We start from the raw sequence: 21,724 nt of genomic DNA, 5'->3' as shown, positions 1-21,724 counted from the left end.
CCTAAACTGCCGCACCCAGCGTCAATGCCGTGCGGCGCCAGAAATTGGAATTGAACGCCTTGTCGCGAAAAACCTCGAAGTCGCGCCAGCCTGGAAAGCTTGCAGCGAAAACCTCCGCGCTCATCCGCTGGTCCTTGTACGGATTGACCCGGCCCACGACGCCCACGACCATCTGGTCCAGACGATCCAACAATTCCAGCGTCTTGCCGCCCCGATTGGGGAAATCCATTGTCAGCGTATATCCAGGCATCGGAAAGGACATGAGACCGGGAGACTTCACCGACCCGAAACGTTTGAGCACCGTCAGGAACGAGACCTGCCCGGCGGCGCGGCTTGCTTCCAGCATTGCGGGAATGACCTTTCGCGCCGCATCGAACGGAACGACGCTTTGATGCTGATAAAGCCCCCTTGGGCCATAGAGCCGGTTCCAGTTTCTGATGCTGTCGAGCGGATAGAAAAAATTTCGATATGGCACCCTGTGTGCGGTTCCGATCCGTCCCTTGCGCCGAAAATAGGCCGCGTTGAACAATGACAGGCTTGTCCTGTTCAGTGCGGAGAACGGCAGTTCAAAAGGCACGCCAAACCGCCCCACTCTCGATGGCTGCGGGCCGCCTGCCTCCCCGACATGATTGCCGACCATCAGCAGGCCCCGCCCATCGGAAAGCTGATCGACCCAGGCAACGGCATATTCATTCTCCCGGTCCGCAACCTCTGCCATATCGAAATATGCATCGAGGCTACCGAATGGCAGGACCTTTTCCTCAATATCGAGGCCGCCGGCCCGCATGAGCCGGATCGTTGCACGCAGTATCACTCCGGTCAGCCCCATTCCGCCGATCGTGGCCCGGAACAGGTCGATGTTTTCGGCGTCGGAGCATTTGTAACGAACACCGTCAGAGCGAAGCAGATCCAGCCCTTCGATGTGACACCCGAAAGTTCCCCGCAGATGGTGGTTCTTGCCATGCACGTCATTGGCGATGGCCCCGCCCAATGTGACGAACTGGGTGCCGGGCGTGACGGGCAGGAAATAACCCTGCGGCGCGACATGCGCGATGATATCGCTCAGAAGCGTGCCGCTTTCAGCCGACAGCAATCCCGTATCGGGATCGAATTGCAGTATCCTCCTTCGGGCCCGCATGGGCGCGAGGAAGCCCGCATCGTTGTGACAGCTGTCACCATAGGAACGACCATTTCCAAACGGCAGCAGGCTCGCCCCTTCGGGCAAGGCACCGGCGAAATCGGCCTCCAGCAGATCCAGCGGTAGAAAGCGCCGCTGCCGCCGGTCAACACGCCCGAAACTGTCGAAAGACTGTTCCATCAGCGCAGCCCAGCCACAAGTAGCAGTGCAGCACCAAACGCGATGACGACCTGACTGCGCCAGTCCTTGGCCATGAAGAGAACCGGATCGTCATCCATGTCCCCCCGGTGCGCCAATATCCATATGCGGACGTTCATGTAGAGCACCATCGGGCCGAGCGGCCATATCAGCCAGGGATAGGTGTAGAGCGTCTTGACCGCATCGCTGTTGATATAAAGGGCCAGAACCAGTGCCGCGGTAAATGCGGCGGCGACCCCGCACTGACCGACGATATCACGGTCTTCAGGGCGGTAGCCTCGCCCGGCAATCTTGTCCTTCTCCGTCGCCATCGCGCCCTGTAATTCCACATAGCGCTTCGCCAATGCCAGCGAGAGGAAGAAAAACATGGCAAAAGCCATCAGCCAGAAAGACGGCGGAACATGGGAGGCAGCCGACCCACCCAAAAGACGCAAGCTGTAAAGCCCCGCGAGACAAATCACGTCGCCCAGCAACATGCGCTTCAGGGCAAATGTATAGGCGGTGGTGAAAACCAGATAGGTGACGATCGCAAGCGTGAAAGCGGATGGCAGGAAGAAACAGACGAAGGCCGTCAACAGCAGCAGCAGAGCCGCGACACCGAGGCCGACAGGAATGGATATCTGGCCGCTCGCGAAGGGCCGCTGATTTTTTCGCACGTGTCTCCGGTCAACCGGAAGGTCGATAATGTCATTGACGATATAGATTGCAGATGCCGTCGCGGAAAAAGCGACGAATGCCAGACAAACCGCAATGAACACGTCGGGCTTCACTATATCATGAGCCAGAGCAGCAGGAACAAAGACCAGCAGGTTCTTCAGCCATTGATGGACACGCAGCATCCGGGCGTATGTTCGAATGGTCGGCTTTTCGGCATGGAAAATCTGGCAGTCCGTTCGTTTCTGGAACTGCGCCGCCGCACGATCAGGCGCGACCAGGATCACCTGTCGGGCCGCATCGAAAACCGGCAGATCGTCGCGATCACTTCCGGCATAATCGAACCTGTGACGCCCATAGCGCTCCACCAGCAGATCGGCCTTGCTTGCTGCTGAGAGATTCTTCGCTGCAGTTGTCGAATAGACAGCGCTAAAAATACCCAGCTCCGTCGCCACAGCCCGGGCTATCGGTTCAATGGCTGTGGTGATCAGGACCAATATTCGGCCCGATGCATGTTCTCGACGCAGAAAATCCAGAAATTCGGCTCGATAAGGAAGCCGCGAGATATCGAGGGCTACGCGGTCCGCCACCTGTTGCTTGAGATATGCCTTGCCGGAGAACAGCCAGACCGGCAACATGAAGACGAAAAGAATGTTCTTCTTCAGAAGAAGAAAAATTCCCTCCCACAGCAGATCGGTCGAAACCAGAGTTCCATCCAGATCGACTGCAAGCGGCACATCCTTGTTGTTCTGCCCCCGCGTGTCCATTTTTAGCCCTTTACCGCCCAAGCCTCTCTTGTAACGGGACCGCGACAGAAGCCAAATAAAAAATGAACTTTTTCGATGCAGATTGCGCTAAACTCGCCTTTTGAGCGTGGAGCGCCGCGCACCCCGGAAGGGCGCACCACGCTCCCGCTGCAAACTCGCCCAAGGCCTCGTCAGAAACTCCAGTCCTCATCCTCGGTCGCCACCGCCTTGCCAATGACATAGGACGAGCCGGAACCGGAGAAAAAGTCGTGGTTCTCGTCCGCATTGGGCGAAAGCGCGGACAGGATCGCCGGATTGACCTTGCACGCATCAGCCGGGAACAGCGCCTCATAGCCGAGGTTCATCAGGGCCTTGTTGGCGTTGTAATGCAGGAATTTCTTGACATCTTCTGTCAGTCCCACGCCGTCATAGAGCGCTTCCGTGTAGCGAACTTCATTATCGTAAAGTTCAAGAAGAAGCTCGAAGGCAAAATCCTTGATTTCCTGCTTCTGTTCTTCGTTCAAACGTTCCAGCCCGCGCTGGAATTTGTAACCGATATAATAGCCATGCACCGCCTCATCGCGGATGATAAGCCGGATGAGGTCGGCCGTGTTGGTCAGTTTTGCGCGGCTCGACCAGTACATCGGCAGATAGAAGCCCGAATAGAACAGAAAACTTTCCAGAAAGACGCTGGCAATCTTCTTTTTCAGCGGGTCGTCTGCCCTATACTGATCGAGAATGAGGACGGACTTGCGCTGCAAAAACTCGTTTTCCTCGGACCAGCGATAAGCATCATCGACATCCGGCGTCAGGCATAGTGTGGAGAAGATCGACGAATAGGACCGCGCATGAACCGCTTCCATGAAGGAGATGTTGGATAGCACCGCTTCTTCATGCGGTGTCACAGCATCATCCATCAGCTTCACTGTACCGACTGCATTCTGGATCGTATCGAGAAGCGTCAGCCCGGTGAAGACGCGGATCGTCAGCTGCTTTTCCTGCGGCTTCAGCGTTTCCCATGACTGGATGTCATTGGAAAGCGGCACTTTTTCCGGGAGCCAGAAATTTCCGGTCAGACGGTTCCAGACCTCAAGGTCTTTTTCATCCTCAATCCGGTTCCAGTTGATCGCGCGCACTGCGGCGGGCTTCGGGGTCTTGGTTTTCACTTGGATATTCATTCGTCGTCACCAGGATCAAAGGGCGCAGGAAACACAGCCCTGCACTTCCGTGCCGGAAAGCGCCATCTGGCGCAGGCGGATGTAGTAGATGGTCTTGATGCCCTTCTTCCATGCGTAAATCTGCGCACGGTTGATGTCGCGGGTGGTTGCGGTATCACGGAAGAAGAGCGTCAAAGACAGGCCCTGATCGACGTGCTGCGTCGCCGCCGCATAGGTATCGATGATCTTCTCCGGCCCGATCTCATAGGCATCCTGATAATAATCGAGATTGCCGTTGGTCATGAAGGCTGCCGGATAATAGACGCGACCGATCTTGCCTTCTTTTCGGATTTCAATCTTCGATACGATCGGATGGATCGATGAGGTCGAATGGTTGATGTAGGAGATCGAGCCTGTCGGCGGCACAGCCTGAAGGTTCTGGTTATAAAGTCCGCCCTCCATCACCGCTTTCTTCAGGTCACGCCAGTCATCCTGTGTAGGGATGGCAATGCCCGCCTTGTCAAAGATTTCGCGCACCCTTTCCGTCGCCGGTTCCCAAAGCTCCTCGGTATATTTGTCGAAATATTCACCCGATGCATATTTGGATTTTTCAAACCCTTTGAACGACTTGCCCGCCTCAACTGCGATCAGGTTCGATGCGCGGATCGCGTGATATGTCACGGTATAGAAATAGATATTGGTGAAATCGACGCCTTCCTCCGAGCCGTAATAAATCCGCTCGCGGGCGAGATAACCGTGCAGGTTCATCTGGCCGAGGCCGATGGCATGGCTTTCATCATTGCCGCGGGCGACCGACGGCACGGAACCGATATGGCTCATATCGGAAACGGCAGTCAGGGCTCGGATGGAAGTCTCGATGGTCTTGCCGAAATCGGACGAGTCCATTGCTGCTGCAATGTTGAGCGAACCGAGATTACACGAAATATCCTTGCCGAGGTAATCATAGGACAGGTCTTCGCGGAAAACGCTCGCCTCGCTCACCTGAAGGATTTCCGAGCATAGATTGCTCATGGTGATACGCCCGTCGATCGGGTTGGCGCGGTTCACCGTGTCCTCGAACATGATATAGGGATAGCCGGATTCGAACTGGATTTCCGCCAGCACCTGAAAGAACTCGCGGGCATTGATCTTCTTCTTGGCAATGCGTGCATCATCGACCATTTCACGGTATTTTTCGCTGACCGAAATCTCAGTCAGCGGCATGCCGTAAACCCGCTCAACATCATAAGGCGAGAAGAGGTACATATCCTCGTTGTTCTTCGCCAGTTCGAAGGTGATGTCGGGAATGACGACGCCAAGCGACAGTGTTTTGATGCGGATTTTCTCGTCGGCATTTTCGCGCTTCGTATCGAGAAACCGCATGATGTCCGGGTGATGCGCATGCAGATAGACCGCGCCCGCGCCCTGCCGCGCGCCAAGCTGGTTGGCGTAGGAAAAGGAATCTTCGAGAAGCTTCATCACCGGAATGATGCCGGATGACTGGTTCTGGATCTGCTTGATGGGTGCGCCCGCCTCGCGAATATTGGTCAGGCTCAAGGCCACTCCCCCGCCCCGCTTCGACAGTTGCAGCGCCGAATTGATCGAGCGGCCGATGGACTCCATATTGTCCTCGACCCGCAGCAGAAAACAGGAAACCAGTTCGCCGCGCTGCTTCTTGCCCGCATTGAGAAAAGTCGGCGTCGCAGGCTGGTAGCGGCCCGAGATAATCTCCTCCATCAGATCGCGTGCGAGTTGCTCATTGCCGCGCGCCAGCGCCAGCGCCACCATGCAGACGCGGTCTTCATAACGCTCCAGATATCGCTTCCCGTCGAATGTTTTCAGCGTGTAGCTGGTGTAATATTTGAACGCGCCGAGAAATGTCGGGAAGCGAAATTTCTTCGCATAGGCTTCGTCGAAAAGATCGCGCACAAAGTTGAAGGAATACTGATCCAACACTTCCTGCTCATAATAGCCTTCGCTTACCAGATAATCGAGCTTTTCCCGAAGGTTATGGAAAAAGACCGTGTTCTGGTTCACGTGCTGGAGGAAATATTGCCGCGCCGCCTGCCGGTCGCGGTCAAGCTGGATTTTTCCCTCGTCGTCATAAAGATTCAGCATTGCATTGAGCGCATGATAATCCAGCCCGTCGGTGGATTTTGACGGTTTGCTGCTGGAGCCCGCCATTTGCGGTGCATCCTGCACTACTGGCCGTGCTTCTCGCTCCCGTATCAGGGTTGTGTCTGCCGTGTCCAAAATCGTTCCATCCCGTTTTTGACATTGCCAATGTCCTCGTCGGTTCCCAGAAGCTCGAAGCGGTACAGGTAGGGAACCTGACATTTGGCGGAGATAATGTTGCCAGCGATACAGAAAGCCTCGCCGAAATTGCTGTTTCCCGCGGCGATCACGCCGCGGATGAAAGAGCGATTGCTCTCGTCATTGAGAAAGCGGATCACAGGCTTGGGGACAGCGCCCTTGGAGCCGCCGCCGCCATATGTGGGCGTGACGAGCACAAAGGGCTCGCGCACCTGCAATCCGCCCGAACCGTCCATTGGAATGCGGCTCTTTCGCATTCCAAGCCGTTCAACGAACCGGTGCGTATTTTCCGACCGGCTGGAGAAATAGACGATCAGGCTCATGTGACCTCAGCCCTCAGGCTAGAGAGCTGATCATATCGGGCCGGAAGCCCGCCCAATGGGATGCGCCTGCCACAACCACCGGCACCTGGCGGTAGCCCATGCCCTTCACAAGATCGAAGGCGTCCGCATCGGCAGAAATATCGATGACTTCATATTCGATGCCCTGGCGATCCAGGGCGCGCGTGGTGGCGGTGCACTGGACGCAGGCGGGCTTGCTGTAAACGGTGACGTTCATTTTTTTCTCGCTGGTTAGAGCGCATCCCGAAAAGTGGGAACCCGTTTCGGATGAGATGCGCGACAAGACAAACAGACAGAGCATTTCCAACGGTTCATGAAAAAAGAGGGAATGCCCTGGAAAGACGCAAAAAGCCGTTCGCGCATCGCAAAATGCGCGTTGAAAGGCACATGACAGGGGAAAGGCCAGCCGCACCAACAAGCAGCCTGACCGCACAAACTATCCCTGGAAGGGAGGACCGGAACTGAAACTGAATAGACTGAACATGGACTTCACCCCGAAGCTAAATCCCAGCAAAAGTGCAAAGCGGTTTTGCCGGGGAATGCGTAAAAACAAAGCGGGAAGTTCGAGGCAGCAACCGGCAAGGCAAAGCTTGCCATACAAGATTGCGCGCCAACCGGACACCCCGCCCGTGGACGTACTCGTTCAAGGCAGGTCTCCTGGCTCACGGATCAACATTCTGCCCGCCTTCCCAGCCTGAGCCAGTGACGTGATGGACAGAACTCTCCGCTTACAGTTGCGGGGGCAGCTCCGGCATTGTCGCATCCATCATGGATGAAACGCACCGGATTCCCGTCTTAGCTTTCGATCCGACGAATCGAAAGAACCTAGAACACTATATATAGTAGTCGAAGTTAAAAACTCGTCAACAGATAGTTGGCGGCAAGGCATGAAAATTAGCGGCATCGTTCGAGCGCGCCCATCAATAGTGGGCATTGTCGCTGCCTATTTAGCGGGCGTGATCGGTTTCGGCCTGAATTCCGACTTGATAGCCCTGAGCGCCATGCGGTCCACCAGAGCGGGAGCTATAAGCTTCAACCAGCGCCCCAACCGCATCTGCCGGGTCATCAACACTTCGCGTTTGCGCGCCTGAACGCCTGCCAACATCAGCCGCACGGCTTCCTCGACCGGCATCATGTCATCCTCGCGCACGCCGCTCGTTCCAAGAGCGGCACCGCTTGCGCCATAGCCTACTTTGCGAATGTCGGTTTTGACGACACCCGGATAGACGATTGTCACGGAAATGCCGCTGGGGGTCAGTTCCGCGCGAAGCGCCTCGCAGAAGCCTGAGAGGGCGAACTTCGTTCCGCTATAGGCGGTACGCCCTGGCACGCCGATCAATCCGGCCACGGATGAGACAGCAACGATCCGCCCCCTGCTGGCAGCGAGATATGGAAGTGCGGCATGGATAGGCCAGACGCTGCCCCAATAGTTCAACTCCATCAGGTCATGCATCCAATCGAGATCATCCGGCTTGATTTCGGCGAAATTGGCATGGGCCGACATGCCCGCATTCACGATCAGCGTATCGATGCGGCCATATGCGGAAACCGCCTTGTCGATCAAGGCGATGCAGGCAGCGCGATCCTTAACGTCGGTGGGTATCACAAGGGCCGAGCTGCCCAGTTGCCGCAATTCGGCGGCAAGCCTCTCCAGCTTGTCCACATTGCGCGCAGCAAGCACCAGAGCAGCAGTGGCGCGGTCGCGCTGGGCGATCTGCCGCGCGGTTTCAGCGCCTATACCATCTGATGCTCCCGTTATGAGCGTCACGTCCATGCCAGGCCCTCCCCTGCCTATCGATCCGACGACAGGCAAGGTACAGGCAGGGCAATCAGTGCGTCCAGTGGTTTAGACCTTGCGCGATAGAATTGCAGCGAGAGCGAGACCGCCGATCAGCGATATGTGCTCCAGCGCCACCGTCATATCCCGGAAAGCTTCTTCTCCTTCCTTTGCCCAGAACGGGTGCGCAACGGGAATGGTCAGGATCGTAAAGACGGCAAGAGCACCACAAGCCAGCCAGGTTCCGCGATTGAAGATGATCATCAGCGATCCGCCAATCTGCAAAAGCAGGGTTGCGCTGTTGAACAGCCAGCCCGGATGAAGACCAAAGCTTTCCATTTCCGCAGCATTGGCGCCGAAGTCGAAGAGCTTGGCCAGCCCACTCGACCAGAAAACGAAGGTAAGGACCACCCGCGCCAGCAAAAGGCTGGCACGGGAATCGAGGATGTTGGCGATGAAACGCGGCATTGATCAGCCCTTTCCGCCCGTGATACGGATAACCTTGAATGCGACTGCCACGGCAATTGCTGGCGCGAGCGCGAATATCACCGACAGCCAGAGCGAGGCATTTGCCGCGCCCTCCACACCTCCCGGCACGGCAATACCGGCGAAATTGGCAACCATCCCCGCGCATGCCGTCCCGAAGGCTATGGCGAAGAGCTGTACGGTCGTCATTCCACCCGCTGCGAGATCCTGCTCGGTCGAGGGAGCGCTCTGATAGACGCGGGTAACGAGGCTGGGCCAGGCAAGGCCGATCCCGAAACCGATCAGGATGAGCCCAAGGCAGACGGGCGCGAGCAGCGACCAGTTGCCGTTGCCATGGATCGGGAGAAATATGGCGAGCAGGACAAGACCGGCAAGCGCGAGAACAGGTCCGGCAACGACAAGCCTGTCGCCACCTTTCTCCTGCCATCTGGAACTGAGGAAGGATGCCACCGTCCAGCCGATTGCCATAAGTGCCGCCAGATATCCCGCCCAGAGAGGAGACTGGCCATGCAGGTGCTGCAGCAGATAAGGCACGTATATTTCGGGCTGCATGCTGAGCATCAGAAGCGCGATCGTAAGGTAAAGAGCCCCGAGGGGCGTCGACAGGCTGAACGAGCGGCGCGGCAGGAGGCGTGCCTTGGCGTCGCGGTCCACGACTGCGATGATGGCGATCATGAATATCGCAGCCCCCAGACCAACGATCTTCCATAGCGTTTCCTGTGACAGGCTCCCCGCCGAAACCGCAAGAACAGCGCCGGTGAGGAGGATGAGTTGAAGAACCGGAATGGAAACGCGCTCGTTTCTATCCCAGCTCGAGCGCGGCAAAGTCGCGAATGCCACCACAGCGAAAAGACCCGATACCGGCAACAAGGACCAGAAAGCAGCACGCCATGCGCCATATTCGGCAAAGATGCCGCCAATCGCCGGGCCGATCAGCGTCGCCACGCCGAACATAGCGGAAATAAGACCGATGGCTCGGCCCCACAGGCGCTCCGGCAATACGACACGGGTGAGACCATAGGCGAGCGCATAAAGAAATCCGCCGCCGAGGCCTTGCACGCTTCGCCCCGCCAGCATGACCGGCATGTTGATGGCCAGAGATGAGATCAGTGTGCCGGCTGCGAAGAGCAGGGTCGCTACGACATAGGCGCCTCTTGGACCGGCACTTTTCAGCAGCCGCGCGGTGAGTGCAGCCCCCAGAATGGAGGCAACGACGAACAAGGTCGTCGCCCAGGCATAGAAATCCATGCCGCCAATGTCCTGCACCACGCTCGGCATGACTGTAGTCGCGATATACATATTGACCGCATGGAGAGTGACACCTCCGGCCAAAGCCAGGGCATAGAGGCCATTTTTACCGCTTAGAAGCTCCCCCCAGCCAGCAGGCGCATGTCCCGCAATCCCCGCTGGTGTTGTTTCTTCGATCGAACTTTGCACTGTCGGCCTCCGTGAACTGAATTGTTGCCGACAGGTTTATAGAACCTCAACTTTGGTTGAGGTCAATAGGCTATTTCCACTGGAAACGAAGGCATTTGACTGGTGCAAAATGTGGCGTCGAACACAGCAAGATCGCCGCCGCGAATGAGCGCAGCAGCGTCGGAAAGGTTCGTCCCAGATGCATGGAGGTCAGATGAGATTGCCCGGCTTGACCATCAATCTTCGGGGACCAGCGCCTTGCTGACCGAGGATGTCGTCCGGATTTCGCAACGGGCATTCGGACAGCGAGAGACAACCGCAGCCGATGCAACTCGTTATCTGGTCACGAAGCTGCATCAGACTGTCGATGCGTTCCTGAAGCATGTCTTTCCAGGCTTCCGAAAAACGTCTCCAGTCCTCTGCCGTCGGTACGTGGTCGTGGGGAAGGTCTTCCAGCGCTTCACGAATGATCGCAAGCGGAATGCCCGCGCGTTGCGCGATCTTGATAATGGCAATGCGGCGCAGCACAGCACGGTGATAGCGGCGCTGGTTGCCCTCTGTGCGCCAGCCCTCGATGAGCCCCTTGGTTTCATAGAAATGGACCGTAGATACCGCCACCCCGGCGCGCGGGAAACGTCACCAACCGTCAGGCTTTTCTTGGGACCTGAATGTTCCATATCGTCAAACTCGATCATGCCGAATGTGTAGGCCGCAGCCCCGCACAATTGCAAGACGCGTCATAAATCCGCGTCATGTCTCAACGCGCGATAATTGCGGCGTGCCCATAACAACGGGCGCGAATGCAGCGGCAGATCGGTATTCGTTACCAGCCCGGCAAAAAGCGTGTGATCCGCCATTGGAACGCTGCCCGCCAGTTCGCAGTCAATGGCGGCCGAAGCCCCGAAAAGACGCGGCCTGGCAGACGGCCATTCGCCCCACACACCAATGAGAAATCTCTGCGCGTGGGGAACCTTGCCCGCGAAGGCATCGCCGATCATCTCCTGGCCTTCCGCGAGCATGGCGAGCGAGAAGCCGCCATCAGAGAGGATCGCCGTTGCGAGCGCGCTGTCGCTTTTCACCGAAACCAAAACCATGGGCGGCTCGGCGGAAAGTGACAACACCGCTGTCACCGTGCGACCGTGGGCTTCACCGGCATCGCATGCGGTCACCACGGACACTGTTGCGGCCATCCGCGACATCGCATCCGCGAACTCTCGCTTCGAAACGGCGCCGATTGCGTCGCGGTCTATATGCAGCACGTTTCTGTTCATCATGTCAGGCAACCTTCGGCTTCTGTCCCTGTTGGCGCCGGTCGGAAAACGCCCCGCAGCGCTTCCGACCGGCCATGGCCTCACGTCGGGATGTCCGTTCGGCCATATCGGTGCCAAACAGCTATTCGGAATGCTGTTTCAGATAGGCGATCATGTTTTCGAGGTCTTTCTCTCTGGTCAGTCCGGCAAAAGCCATCCAGGTGCCCTTCACCACGGCCTGCGGCTTCCTGAGAAAAGCCTTCAACTCCTCGTCGTTCCAGACCACCCCCTCGGCAGCCGCCTTGCGCATCGCATCCGAATAGGGATAGCCCGGATAGGAGGCGGCCTTGCGGCCCACCACGCCTTTCAGTGATGGGCCGCGTTTGCTTTCGTCGGCATCCGCCGTGTGGCAGACGGAGCATCGCTTGAAGAGTTTTTCCCCGGCCGCAGCATCTGCCCCTTCACCAGAGGCAGCTGTCGAAACAAGAAGGACAGTGGAAAAAGCAAGGGGAACAAGAAGAAGCGACAAGCGCATGGACGATACTCCAGATGATCGGCCATGCTTCTCTAGTTCCTCAACCTTGGTTGAGGTCAAGAGCAAATCTCGTCTGCTTCCTCATTTTTTAGACACCGCTCGTGGAAAAATTCGCGGCAGCGCTCAACACAGCCCGTATCGACGCGGTTGCGATATCGTCGTCGATCCCGACGCCGAAAACTTTCCTTCCATTATGCGTACGGCATTCGATATAAGCCGCAGCCTTCGCGTAAGTGCCTTTTTTCAATGAATGTTCGTGATAGTCGACGATTTCCAGATCGATATCGCAACCGGCCTGCAATGCCGCGACCGCACTTGATATCAAACCATTGCCGCGCCCGGTTATGGCGATTTCCTGCCCGCGATGCCGAATGCGCCCGGCGAAGACGCGCGCCTCTCCGCTCCGTGCGGGCCTGCTTTCCTTGTAGTTCAGCAGCTCGAAATCGGCATTCTCTTCCAGATGATAGACATCGCGGAACAGCGACCAGATCATTTCGGCGGTGGTTTCCTTGCCGGTATCATCGGCGTATGCCTGCACGCGACGGCTGAAATCGATTTGCAGCGGGCGCGGCAGTTTCAGCCCCCGGTCCTGCTCCAGAACCCATGCCACGCCGCCCTTGCCCGACTGGCTGTTTACGCGGATGACGGCTTCATAGCTTTCACCGATATCCTTCGGATCAATGGGCAGATAGGGCATTTCCCATATGCCGTCATTGCGGCTTTGATGCGCGGCAAAACCCTTGCGGATCGCATCCTGATGCGAGCCGGAAAAAGCTGTATGGACCAGCTCGCCAGCATAGGGGTGGCGCGGATGAACCGGCAAGTCATTGCAATGTTCGACCGTTCGTACGACGGAGCGCATCTCCGGGAAATAAAGCTTCGGGTCGATGCCCTGCGTATAGAAATTGAGCGCCAGCGTAACGAGATCGACATTGCCGGTGCGCTCGCCATTGCCGAACAGGCAACCCTCGACACGATCAGCGCCTGCCAGCAAGGCCTGTTCCGTGGCGGCCACCGCCGTTCCCCGGTCATTGTGCGGATGCACGCTTATAATGACGCTGTCACGGCGCGACAGATTGCGGCAGAACCATTCGATCTGGTCTGCATAGACATTCGGCATTGCCACCTCGACCGTAGCAGGCAGGTTGAGGATCGCCTTGTTTTCTGGCGTTGGCTGCCAGACATCCAGAACACGTTCGCAGATTCCCAGCGCGAAATCAGGCTCGGTAAAACAGAAGGTTTCCGGCGAATATTCGAAAGTCCAGCGTGTCTCTGGTTGTTTCCGGCTTTCTTCCAGCATGGTGGTTACCCCACTGACCGCCAGATCGATGATCTCGTCCTTTTCCATTTTAAACACCACGCGACGAAACAGCGGCGCGGTTGCATTATAAAGATGAACGATGGCCTGACGTGCACCGCGCAGGGATTCGAAAGTGCGTGCGATAAGGTCAGCGCGCGACTGGGTGAGCACCTGAATGGTCACATCGTCAGGTATCAGTTCCTCTTCGATCAGCCGACGAACAAAGTTGAACTCCGTCTGCGAAGCGGAAGGAAACGCAACCTCGATTTCCTTGAAACCGATTTCCAGAAGCATGCGATAGAAACGCATCTTCTTTTCGCCGTCCATCGGGTCGGCGAGCGCCTGATTGCCGTCGCGCAGGTCCGTCGAGACCCAGCGCGGCGGCTGCGTCAGCCGCCGGTTCGGCCACTGGCGATCCGGCAATTCGATCGGAGATATGAAAGGACGATATTTGCTATCCGGGTTTTGCATCATGACAATAGTTCCTTCGGCTCCAAGAGCAGCGGCTTCGACAATTTGGAAATGGGATTGACGGCAGATTACGACCGCCGGGATGCCATCAAGCCCAACGGTCGCCGGTAAGTCGAAGGAGAAAAAGCGAAAAAGCCAGGCGTGCGCAGCCAGCCGGAGCGTTCAACTCCGTTGAAACAAATGTCTTGTGGCTGGCGCAAGCGGACACTGCGGGGCTTTCTTAAAAATGGCTTCTCCACTCCATCATATGTCAATGGATATTGGCATTCCTGCGCTTTAAGGCCATTATTGAGCGCAAAAGGGTCAATCCATGTCACTGAATTATCCACCACCCCTTGCACTCGCCATATCCGCCATCGCGCAGGACGATGCATCCTTTGCAGGGCCGCCGCACCGTCACCGCGATGCGCAATTGATCTATGCGCGGTCCGGCGTGGTAACCGTTGCAACCGAAAACGGGAGCTGGGTCGTTCCTCCCAATCGCGCCGTGTGGGTGCCGCCGATGGTGGAGCACGCAACCCGCAGCCACGGACCTGTTCAGTTTCGTACGATCTTTATCCATCCGGATGCCGCCCGACCCCTCCCCTCATCCTGCGGCGTGGTGGAAGTTTCTTCCTTGCTGCGCGAACTGATCCTGCGTCTTGTGGAATTGCAGGACCGGCCAGCTACACCCTTCGCTCAACGCGTCGGCGAATTGCTGTTGGAGGAACTCACTTTTCTGCCCGCCGAACCCCTCAGTCTGTCCATGCCATCGGATCAGCGGCTCCGCACCCTTTGCCAGACGCTGCAAGCGGAGCCGGATACGGAGTTATCGCTCGATGCTGCCGCCTCGCGGACTGGCATGAGCAGGCGCAGTTTCATGCGTCATTTCGAGCGTGAAACCGGCATGACCTACGGTCGCTGGCGCCAGCAGGCCCGCTTGCTAGCTGCATTGCCTGCGCTTGCCGCAGGCGTGCCGGTCGTGACGGTGGCGCTTGATTGCGGATACCAAAGCGCAAGCGCTTTCGCCGCAACGTTCAAGCGCAGCCTCGGACGAAGCCCCGCAAGTTATTTCGAGTGAAATATTCACAGAACGGCCTGATGGTACTCGCCAAGAACGAGAACATTTTCAATCGTTTTTTGCTCCGGCGTCATTCACCCATGAGCTTTCCGGCATGGATTTCAGCGTCTTGGGCGAAGGGAGAAATTGACAGTCCGGCTTCTTATCCTGTATCGATCATTCAGTTTTGAACATTGTTCAGTATATTGAACAAACGAAGAGTTTCTCCCAAGGCTTTTCTTTCAGAACTGCCGGTGCATCGGCTGCATCGGAGAATTACCGGACGCTTCCTTCCCAAGACAGGAGCGTTTCCGGGATAGCCCAGCGTTGTGCGCCGGTGAGGAAATGAGAGACCTCGGCGCTGGTGAAAGTGAAAAGGGTGGAATGATGACAACAGAGATCAAGCCATTTTCGTTCGATACCGTCGGCTCGATGCTCGTCGAATGGAGCGCTGCGAAGCGCCTCGGCGAAATCCTCGGCGAACGGTTTTCGGAACGCAGGATTCTGATCGTGACGGACAAGGGCCTGCACAAGGCCGGCGTCCTCAACCATGCGCTTGCCTCGCTCGAAAAGGCGGGATTCGGTATCAGCGTGTTCGACGACGTGGTAGCCGATCCGCCGGAATCCGTATTGTTTGCCTGCGTCGAGCAGGCAAAGGCTGCCGGTTGCGATATCGTGCTTGGTCTGGGCGGCGGTTCCTCCATGGATATCGCCAAGCTCGCCGCCGTGCTGATTGTTTCCGAACAGGAACTTTCCGAGCTTTACGGTATCGGCAAGGTACAGGGCGGACGTCTGCCGCTGATCCAGATTCCGACCACCGCCGGAACGGGCTCGGAGGTCACGAACATCACCATTCTGACGACGGGCGAAACCACGAAGATGGGCGTCGTCGCCCGCCAGCTTTACGCTGATTTCGTAATCCTCGATGCAGAACTGACCTGCGGTCTTCCCGCGCTTCATACGGCTGCGACCGGCATTGATGCCATGGTTCATGCGATCGAAGCCTATACGAGCCGGATCAAGAAGAACCCGCTCTCGGATGCGTTCGCCCGCGAGGCGCTGAAGCTTCTTTCAGCGAACCTGATTGCGGCCTGCGAAGATGGCAATGATCGTCATGCCCGCGAGGCTATGCTGCTCGGCGCCAACTATGCCGGTCAGGCCTTTTCCAACTCGCCTGTCGGCGCTGTTCACGCGCTGGCTTACCCGCTCGGCGGCCACTACCATGTGCCGCACGGCCTTTCCAATGCGCTGATGCTGGGGCCTGTCCTGCGCTACAATATGGCAGGCGCAGCCGCGCTTTACGCCGAACTTGCCGATCTGCTGCTGGAGAAATCCGAAGGCACGACCGAAGAGCGTTCAGCGGCTTTCGTCATCTATATGGAAGAGCTGATGAACAAGTCGGGTGCGCCGCGCCGCCTGCGTGATGTCGGCGTGACGGAAGACAGCCTCGAAACGCTGGCACGCGATGCGATGCTGCAGACACGGCTTCTGGGCAACAACCCGGTCGATGTGACCGAGGCCGACGCCCTGGCGCTTTACCGCGAAGCTTTCTGAGCGCGAGCATTTCCAGCAAAAATGCGAAGCGCTTTTTTCTGGAAATGCGACACAGCAAATCTTTAGTGCGGTTCCGACAGCTCTGCTTTAACCGGAACCGCTCTGCCACAACGACCTGAAGGTTGAGGACCGCAGAAGCGTGCTGATAGCCGCTTCCGCGCAGCCTTTTCTATGTCCCGGAGAATAAATTGAGCACTGAACGCATCGACGGTCAGGAGCAGCCCTATTGGCCTGCCGGACCGTTCAAAATTCGCTTGCCTTTTGTCCATTACAAATTCGAGTGGCCTGACTATTGCCAGGGGCTTCTCATGTGCGCCGTCGACCTGTCGGCGATCCCGCTCATGGCGGAGCTTCTTGGAATGCCCTTCGAAGTCGCGCTTGCCGTGGTGGTGCTGAACGGGCTTTTCTATCTCACCCACCATCTGCTCGGCGACCCGGTCGTTCCCGGCTGGATCACGCCTGCCGTCCCCCTCATCATGGCCTATTGCTCGACCTTTCCTGAAGGCCCGGAACGCATACACGCGCTTGTCTCCTTCCAGATGATGCTAGGGCTCTTATCCATCTTCATCGGCGCGACCGGCATCGCAAATCGGGTGATCGCCGCGATCCCGCAAGCGATCAAATCAGGCATCATCATCGGCGCCGGTTTTTCGGCTGTCATTTCGGTATTCAAGATCGGCGGAAATTTCGACACGTTTCCGTTCACGATCTCGATTGCCATCGGCCTTTGCTTTTACCTGATGTTCTCGCCGCAGTTTAACCGCCTTTCTCGCAATGGCGGCTTTTTCGGCCTTATCGGAAAGCTCGGCGTATTGCCTTGCATCCTGCTTGCCGTGGTGATTGCCCCGCTCTTCGGGGAGGCCAAGTGGCCGGAATTCCAGTGGACGATCTCGTCTCCGGATTTCGCGACACTGTGGCGCGAATATACGATCTTCGGCCTCGGCATGCCGCCGCTTTCCATGTTCCTCACGGCTCTGCCAACGGTGCTTGCGACCTATATTGTCCTGTTCGGCGATGTTCTGAAAACCAAGTCGATCATCGGGGAAGCCCAGCAGCACCGTCCTGACGAGAAGATCGACTACAATCCAAACCGCGCGCACCTCGTTTTCGGCATGCGCAATACGGGAATGTCGATCCTCGGCCCCGATGTGACCATGTGCGGCCCGGTATGGGCGGCAATGCAGGTGGTTATCTGCGAGCGCTTTTCTAAGGGCAAGAAGTCGATGCACTCGATCTTCGGCGGCGCGGGTTCGTTCCGCTGGGGCACCAATACCGGCCTGTTCCTGATGCCGATCGTGACACTGGTCCAGCCGATCCTCGGCGTGGCGCTGACGCTCACTCTGCTGATCCAGGGCTATGTCTCGGTGCGTATCGGTGTCATGGAAGCCCGCTCGCAGCGCGACCTCGGCATCGCAGGCATTACAGGCGCGGTACTGGCAACGCGCGGTGCCGGATGGGCTTTCGCCACCGGAGTCATTCTCTGCCTGCTGATCTATGGCCGCGAATTCTTCCGTGGCGAAGTGGACCAAACCTTCGTGAAGGACCAGCAGTACTGATGCATAAACCCTCCCGCATCTTGCGGGAGGGTTTCATTTTCTGGAGATGTTAACCGGCAACAACCTCCGGCAACGGCCTGTCCACGATCATCGCATGATCGAGCACACGTTGCAGATTGGCCGCATGGCGGAAACCCGGTTCCAGTTGCGCCCCGTCGGCCACCGCGCGGGCAAACCGCTGATAATTCGTCTCCACCGTTCCGGCATCGATGTCCCGCCATACCGGCGTTTCGATATCCTCGCCGATGGAACCACGCAGGCTCGAGCCAGTCGGTGTGTGAAGAATTTCCAGCGCGCCCTTGTCTCCGTGGATACGCAACCGCAACTCATTGAGGTGACCTGTAGCCCAGCGGCTGGCGTGAATGACACCCAGCGCGCCATTGGCATATTCGGCCATCATGACGAAGCTGTCATTGGCATCCAGCACATATTCGCCGATATGGTTGTTGTCCGCCTTCTCGAAAGTCTTGAGACGCGCCGAAGCCCGCTCCACATCGCTGCCGATCGCATAGGTCGCGAAGTCGAGAATATGAATGCCGACATCGCCTAGAACGCCGTTGGAACCGTGCCGGGTTGAAAGCCGCCAGAGCCACTTGCTCTCGGTTTTCCAGTCCCCCCAGGCCTTGGAGACCAGCCAGCTTTGCAGATAGGACGCCTCGAAGTGGCGCACCTGTCCGATCTCGCCCGCCAGCACCATTTCGCGCGCCTTCTGCAGCGGCGCTACATTGCGATAGGTGAGGTTGACCATGTTGACGACGCCCGCCTGCTCGGCGGCGTCGGCCATTTCGGCGGCTTTCTCGTAGCTTTCGGCCAGCGGCTTTTCGCAGAAGACATGCTTGCCTGCCCCGACCAGCGCAAGCGTGGTCGGGTGGTGAATGGCGTCCGGCGTCACATTGGCAACCGCGTCGAAGCGGTTCCATTCCAGCGCATCCTCAAGCCGCGTGAAGCGGTTGTGAATGCCATGGTTTTCCGAAAACGCATCGACACGCACCGCCGAAACATCGCAAGCCGCGACAACCTCCACACCATTGATGGCCTTGAAGGCTTCGACATGGTTCTTCGCCATGCCGCCCGTTCCAAGAATAAGAAGACGCATGATGCACCTCAGCGATAGCCGGCTTCGCCCGGCTTGTGCAATTTCGGACCACGCTCCACGATCGGCTCCGGCGCCTGATCCACCGGGACATTCGGCGCGGTATGGATGCCCGCCCATGCCGGTTGCGGATTATAGGCCCATTTCACCGAATTGCGCAGGACTGTCCGCACATTCGCATCGTGATAGGTAGGATAGGTCTCGTGACCGGGACGGAAATAGAACACATTGCCTGCACCGCGCCGCCAGGTCATCCCCGACCGGAAGACTTCACCGCCGGCGAACCAAGAGATGAAAACCGTTTCGAGCGGTTCCGGCACGGAGAACTGCTCCCCGTACATTTCCTCGTTCTCCAGCACGAAATTCTCGTCCAGCCCCTGCGTGATCGGATGGCCGCGATTGACTACCCAGAGCCGCTCGCGCTCCCCCGCCTCGCGCCATTTCAGCGCGCAGGGCGTTCCCATCAGCCGCTTGAATATCTTGGAGAAATGCCCTGAATGGAGCACGATCAGCCCCATGCCTTCAAAGACGCGCCTTGCCACGCGCTCCACAACCTCGTCGCTGACGCCGCCATGGTCCTTGTGTCCCCACCAGACCAGTACATCCGTTCCCGCAAGACGCTCTTCGGTCAGGCCATGCTCCGGCTCCTGCAAGGTGGCGGTCGTCGCTTCGATGGCACTGTCCTCATTCAGTGCCTTCGCGATCGTATTGTGCATGCCGTCCGGATAAACCGAACGCACGGTTTCATTGATCTGCTCGTGAATGTTTTCACCCCAGACGATTGTACGAATAGGCACGAATATTCTCCTTGCTGCGGGCATCACGGCCCATTTGTCTCATGTGTCGTTGAGCTTGGGAGGTCGGCGTCAGACGGCGCGGCCCTTTTCATCGAAGCGATGAATATTGTCCCCCATGGGGAAACCGAGAGCGTCTCGCCTGATCTACGCGCTGCCACGCCGCTTTCGCGGACCACCAGCGGCTCCTCCAGGCCGAGATCGATATAGACATAGGTATCGGAACCGAGGATTTCGCTGTGAATCACCCGACCGGTCCAGTGGCCTCCCTCGGCAACGATGGCGAGGTGTTCGGGGCGCAGACCCACCGTATGCGCGCCGAAAGGCTCACTATAGCTGCCGGTCAGGAAGTTCATCTTCGGCGATCCGATGAACCCGGCGACGAAAAGCGAATTCGGCTTTTCGTAAAGCTCAAGCGGCGTTCCGATCTGCTCCACGCGTCCATCGCGCAGCACGCAGATGCGGTCGGCCAGGGTCATCGCCTCCACCTGATCGTGTGTCACATAGATCATGGTGGTGTCTTCCATGCTCTCGTGGAGCTTAGCGATCTCAAGCCTTGTAGCCACACGTAGTGCCGCATCGAGGTTGGACAAGGGTTCGTCGAACAGGAAAACCTTCGGGTCGCGCACAATGGCGCGGCCAATCGCGACACGCTGGCGCTGCCCGCCCGAAAGCTGACGCGGCAGGCGCTCCAGATAAGGTATGAGTTGCAGCATCTCCGCGGCTGCATGAATGCGGGCCTTGCATTCCTGCTTGTCCTTGCCCGCAAGCTGCATTCCGAAGGCCATGTTCTCATAGACCGTCATATGCGGATAAAGCGCATAGGACTGGAACACCATGGCGATACCGCGCTTCGACGGCGCGAAGCTGTTGACCACCGTTCCGTCGATGGAAAGACTGCCCGACGAGATTTCCTCCAGCCCGGCAATGAGGCGCAGCAGTGTGGACTTGCCGCAGCCGGAAGGGCCGACGAAAACCATGAACTCGCCGGGCCGGATATCCATGTCCACGCCCCGGATGACCTCGAAATTGCCGAAAGATTTGCGCACATCGCGCAATTGAAGCTCTGCCATGGTTGTACCTAACCCTTTACGCCGCCTGCCGTCAGACCGGACACGATCCGCCGCTGGAAGATGAGCACGAGGATGACGAGGGGAACCGTCACGATGACGGAAGCCGCCATGATGTTTCCCCATGGGATTTCAAATTGACTGCCGCCGGACAGAAGCGCGATGGCCACCGGCACGGTGCGCTGGCTGCCCGAGGAGGTGAAGGTGAGCGCAAACAGGAACTCGTTCCACGCCGAGATGAAGGCGAGCAGCCCGGTCGTCACCAGCGCGGGCCACATGAGCGGCATGAAAACCCGCGTGATGATGACCCATGGGGAGGCGCCGTCCACGATGGCGGCTTCTTCGATCTCGACCGGCAGGTCGCGCATGAAGGTGGTGAGAACCCAGACCGTGAACGGCAGCGTGAAGATCATGTAGGAGAAGATCAGCGCCAGCGGCGTGTTGAAGATGCCGAGGAAGCGGATCAGCTCGAACAGCCCTGCCAGAACGGCGATCTGCGGGAACATGGACACCGAAAGAATGGTAAGAAGCAGGAGCCCGCGCCCGCGAAAACTCACACGCGCCAGTGCATAGGCCGCTGTCACCGCCAGCAGCAGCGAGATTGCCACCACCACGGTCGCCACCATAAGCGAGTTGCCGAGGCTGCGCAGAAAGCTGCCCTGGGTCAGCACGCTGGCATAGTTTTCAATCGAGAAACCGGTCGGCCAGTAGTCGACCTGAAACAGCGCCGTTCCGGATTTCACACTGGTGATGATCGCGTAGTAGAACGGGAACACTGCGATCAGGATGATGAGTGCCACCAGCAGATAAAAGCCGAGGGTTTTTATATAATGCAT

General features: G+C 57.8%; 18 protein-coding genes, 2 pseudogenes and 1 riboswitch. Of the genes and pseudogenes, 3 read left to right on the top strand and 17 right to left on the bottom strand.

The window, feature by feature from the left end:
* Window position 1: 1 nt before the first annotated feature.
* The 13 genes and pseudogenes from ACS5UA_RS06730 to leuA form a co-directional block, all read right to left on the bottom strand.
* Window positions 2-1,318, bottom strand: a complete 1,317-nt coding sequence (locus tag ACS5UA_RS06730) for an FAD-binding oxidoreductase (protein ID WP_241084076.1) — start codon at window positions 1,316-1,318, stop codon at window positions 2-4.
* Entirely contained in the window at window positions 1,318-2,757 is a 1,440-nt protein-coding gene (locus ACS5UA_RS06725; RefSeq protein ID WP_241084077.1) for a UbiA family prenyltransferase, read from the bottom strand. The genes ACS5UA_RS06730 and ACS5UA_RS06725 overlap by 1 nt, the downstream gene beginning before the upstream one ends.
* A gap of 170 nt (window positions 2,758-2,927) precedes the next feature.
* Entirely contained in the window at window positions 2,928-3,914 is a 987-nt protein-coding gene (gene nrdF, locus ACS5UA_RS06720; protein WP_241084078.1) for a class 1b ribonucleoside-diphosphate reductase subunit beta, read from the bottom strand.
* A gap of 15 nt (window positions 3,915-3,929) precedes the next feature.
* On the bottom strand, window positions 3,930-6,146 hold the full coding sequence (gene nrdE, locus ACS5UA_RS06715; protein WP_241084079.1) for a class 1b ribonucleoside-diphosphate reductase subunit alpha: 2,217 nt from the start codon (window positions 6,144-6,146) through the stop codon (window positions 3,930-3,932).
* Entirely contained in the window at window positions 6,122-6,529 is a 408-nt protein-coding gene (gene nrdI / locus ACS5UA_RS06710; protein ID WP_100650484.1) for a class Ib ribonucleoside-diphosphate reductase assembly flavoprotein NrdI, read from the bottom strand. The genes nrdE and nrdI overlap by 25 nt, the downstream gene beginning before the upstream one ends.
* 13 nt (window positions 6,530-6,542) lie before the next feature.
* A complete protein-coding gene (gene nrdH / locus ACS5UA_RS06705) occupies window positions 6,543-6,764 on the bottom strand; it encodes a glutaredoxin-like protein NrdH (protein ID WP_025092090.1) in 222 nt (73 codons plus the stop codon).
* Between the two features lie 413 nt (window positions 6,765-7,177).
* Window positions 7,178-7,391: riboswitch (cobalamin riboswitch) on the bottom strand.
* A 99-nt stretch (window positions 7,392-7,490) separates the two neighbouring features.
* A complete protein-coding gene (locus tag ACS5UA_RS06700) occupies window positions 7,491-8,321 on the bottom strand; it encodes an SDR family oxidoreductase (RefSeq protein ID WP_241084081.1) in 831 nt (276 codons plus the stop codon).
* 72 nt (window positions 8,322-8,393) lie between these two features.
* Window positions 8,394-8,792 carry a DoxX family protein gene (locus ACS5UA_RS06695; RefSeq protein WP_006468433.1) on the bottom strand — a complete coding sequence of 133 codons (399 nt, stop codon included), beginning with the start codon at window positions 8,790-8,792 and terminating at the stop codon, window positions 8,394-8,396.
* Window positions 8,793-8,795: 3 nt separating this feature from the next.
* The gene (locus tag ACS5UA_RS06690) at window positions 8,796-10,247 is read right to left on the bottom strand and encodes an MFS transporter (RefSeq protein WP_266017453.1); all 1,452 of its coding nucleotides are present in this window, start codon (window positions 10,245-10,247) and stop codon (window positions 8,796-8,798) included.
* Window positions 10,248-10,436: 189 nt separating this feature from the next.
* Window positions 10,437-10,903, bottom strand: a pseudogene (gene soxR, locus ACS5UA_RS06685) (redox-sensitive transcriptional activator SoxR).
* A gap of 60 nt (window positions 10,904-10,963) precedes the next feature.
* Entirely contained in the window at window positions 10,964-11,500 is a 537-nt protein-coding gene (locus tag ACS5UA_RS06680) for a flavin reductase family protein (RefSeq protein WP_241084083.1), read from the bottom strand.
* Between the two features lie 118 nt (window positions 11,501-11,618).
* Window positions 11,619-12,011, bottom strand: a complete 393-nt coding sequence (locus ACS5UA_RS06675; protein WP_241084084.1) for a c-type cytochrome — start codon at window positions 12,009-12,011, stop codon at window positions 11,619-11,621.
* A gap of 88 nt (window positions 12,012-12,099) precedes the next feature.
* The gene (leuA, locus tag ACS5UA_RS06670; RefSeq protein ID WP_241084085.1) at window positions 12,100-13,785 is read right to left on the bottom strand and encodes a 2-isopropylmalate synthase; all 1,686 of its coding nucleotides are present in this window, start codon (window positions 13,783-13,785) and stop codon (window positions 12,100-12,102) included.
* Between the two features lie 307 nt (window positions 13,786-14,092).
* Between leuA and ACS5UA_RS06665 the strand changes: the two genes are divergently transcribed.
* The 3 genes from ACS5UA_RS06665 to ACS5UA_RS06655 all read left to right on the top strand — a co-directional run bounded on the left by ACS5UA_RS06665 (window position 14,093) and on the right by ACS5UA_RS06655 (window position 17,931).
* Window positions 14,093-14,842 carry an AraC family transcriptional regulator gene (locus ACS5UA_RS06665; protein ID WP_273771157.1) on the top strand — a complete coding sequence of 250 codons (750 nt, stop codon included), beginning with the start codon at window positions 14,093-14,095 and terminating at the stop codon, window positions 14,840-14,842.
* 363 nt (window positions 14,843-15,205) lie between these two features.
* The gene (locus ACS5UA_RS06660) at window positions 15,206-16,375 is read left to right on the top strand and encodes an iron-containing alcohol dehydrogenase (protein WP_021588210.1); all 1,170 of its coding nucleotides are present in this window, start codon (window positions 15,206-15,208) and stop codon (window positions 16,373-16,375) included.
* Between the two features lie 188 nt (window positions 16,376-16,563).
* Window positions 16,564-17,931 carry a hypothetical protein gene (locus ACS5UA_RS06655; protein ID WP_021588211.1) on the top strand — a complete coding sequence of 456 codons (1,368 nt, stop codon included), beginning with the start codon at window positions 16,564-16,566 and terminating at the stop codon, window positions 17,929-17,931.
* Between the two features lie 49 nt (window positions 17,932-17,980).
* Here ACS5UA_RS06655 and ACS5UA_RS06650 read toward each other — a convergent pair whose 3' ends face one another.
* The 4 genes and pseudogenes from ACS5UA_RS06650 to ACS5UA_RS06635 all read right to left on the bottom strand — a co-directional run bounded on the left by ACS5UA_RS06650 (window position 17,981) and on the right by ACS5UA_RS06635 (window position 21,724).
* Entirely contained in the window at window positions 17,981-19,027 is a 1,047-nt protein-coding gene (locus ACS5UA_RS06650) for a Gfo/Idh/MocA family protein (protein WP_006468421.1), read from the bottom strand.
* Between the two features lie 8 nt (window positions 19,028-19,035).
* On the bottom strand, window positions 19,036-19,821 hold the full coding sequence (locus ACS5UA_RS06645) for a ThuA domain-containing protein (RefSeq protein WP_241084087.1): 786 nt from the start codon (window positions 19,819-19,821) through the stop codon (window positions 19,036-19,038).
* 69 nt (window positions 19,822-19,890) lie between these two features.
* Window positions 19,891-20,891, bottom strand: a pseudogene (locus ACS5UA_RS06640) (ABC transporter ATP-binding protein).
* Between the two features lie 8 nt (window positions 20,892-20,899).
* Entirely contained in the window at window positions 20,900-21,724 is an 825-nt protein-coding gene (locus tag ACS5UA_RS06635) for a carbohydrate ABC transporter permease (RefSeq protein ID WP_151686463.1), read from the bottom strand.

Origin of the sequence: Brucella sp. RRSP16, assembly GCF_052246815.1 — a bacterium.
Lineage (GTDB): Bacteria > Pseudomonadota > Alphaproteobacteria > Rhizobiales > Rhizobiaceae > Brucella > Brucella intermedia.
This window is presented reverse-complemented; position numbering and strand designations above follow the sequence as displayed.

Coding starts and splice junctions, on each gene's coding strand:
- ACS5UA_RS06695 (WP_006468433.1), bottom strand. CDS start 8,792: ATGCCGCGTTTCATCGCCAACATCCTCGATTCCCGTGCCAGCCTTTTG.
- ACS5UA_RS06635 (WP_151686463.1), bottom strand. CDS start 21,724: ATGCATTATATAAAAACCCTCGGCTTTTATCTGCTGGTGGCACTCATC.
- ACS5UA_RS06660 (WP_021588210.1), top strand. CDS start 15,206: ATGATGACAACAGAGATCAAGCCATTTTCGTTCGATACCGTCGGCTCG.
- ACS5UA_RS06730 (WP_241084076.1), bottom strand. CDS start 1,318: ATGGAACAGTCTTTCGACAGTTTCGGGCGTGTTGACCGGCGGCAGCGG.
- nrdH (WP_025092090.1), bottom strand. CDS start 6,764: ATGAACGTCACCGTTTACAGCAAGCCCGCCTGCGTCCAGTGCACCGCC.
- ACS5UA_RS06675 (WP_241084084.1), bottom strand. CDS start 12,011: ATGCGCTTGTCGCTTCTTCTTGTTCCCCTTGCTTTTTCCACTGTCCTT.
- nrdF (WP_241084078.1), bottom strand. CDS start 3,914: ATGAATATCCAAGTGAAAACCAAGACCCCGAAGCCCGCCGCAGTGCGC.
- ACS5UA_RS06725 (WP_241084077.1), bottom strand. CDS start 2,757: ATGGACACGCGGGGGCAGAACAACAAGGATGTGCCGCTTGCAGTCGAT.
- ACS5UA_RS06700 (WP_241084081.1), bottom strand. CDS start 8,321: ATGGACGTGACGCTCATAACGGGAGCATCAGATGGTATAGGCGCTGAA.
- ACS5UA_RS06680 (WP_241084083.1), bottom strand. CDS start 11,500: ATGATGAACAGAAACGTGCTGCATATAGACCGCGACGCAATCGGCGCC.
- ACS5UA_RS06650 (WP_006468421.1), bottom strand. CDS start 19,027: ATGCGTCTTCTTATTCTTGGAACGGGCGGCATGGCGAAGAACCATGTC.
- nrdI (WP_100650484.1), bottom strand. CDS start 6,529: ATGAGCCTGATCGTCTATTTCTCCAGCCGGTCGGAAAATACGCACCGG.
- leuA (WP_241084085.1), bottom strand. CDS start 13,785: ATGATGCAAAACCCGGATAGCAAATATCGTCCTTTCATATCTCCGATC.
- ACS5UA_RS06665 (WP_273771157.1), top strand. CDS start 14,093: ATGTCACTGAATTATCCACCACCCCTTGCACTCGCCATATCCGCCATC.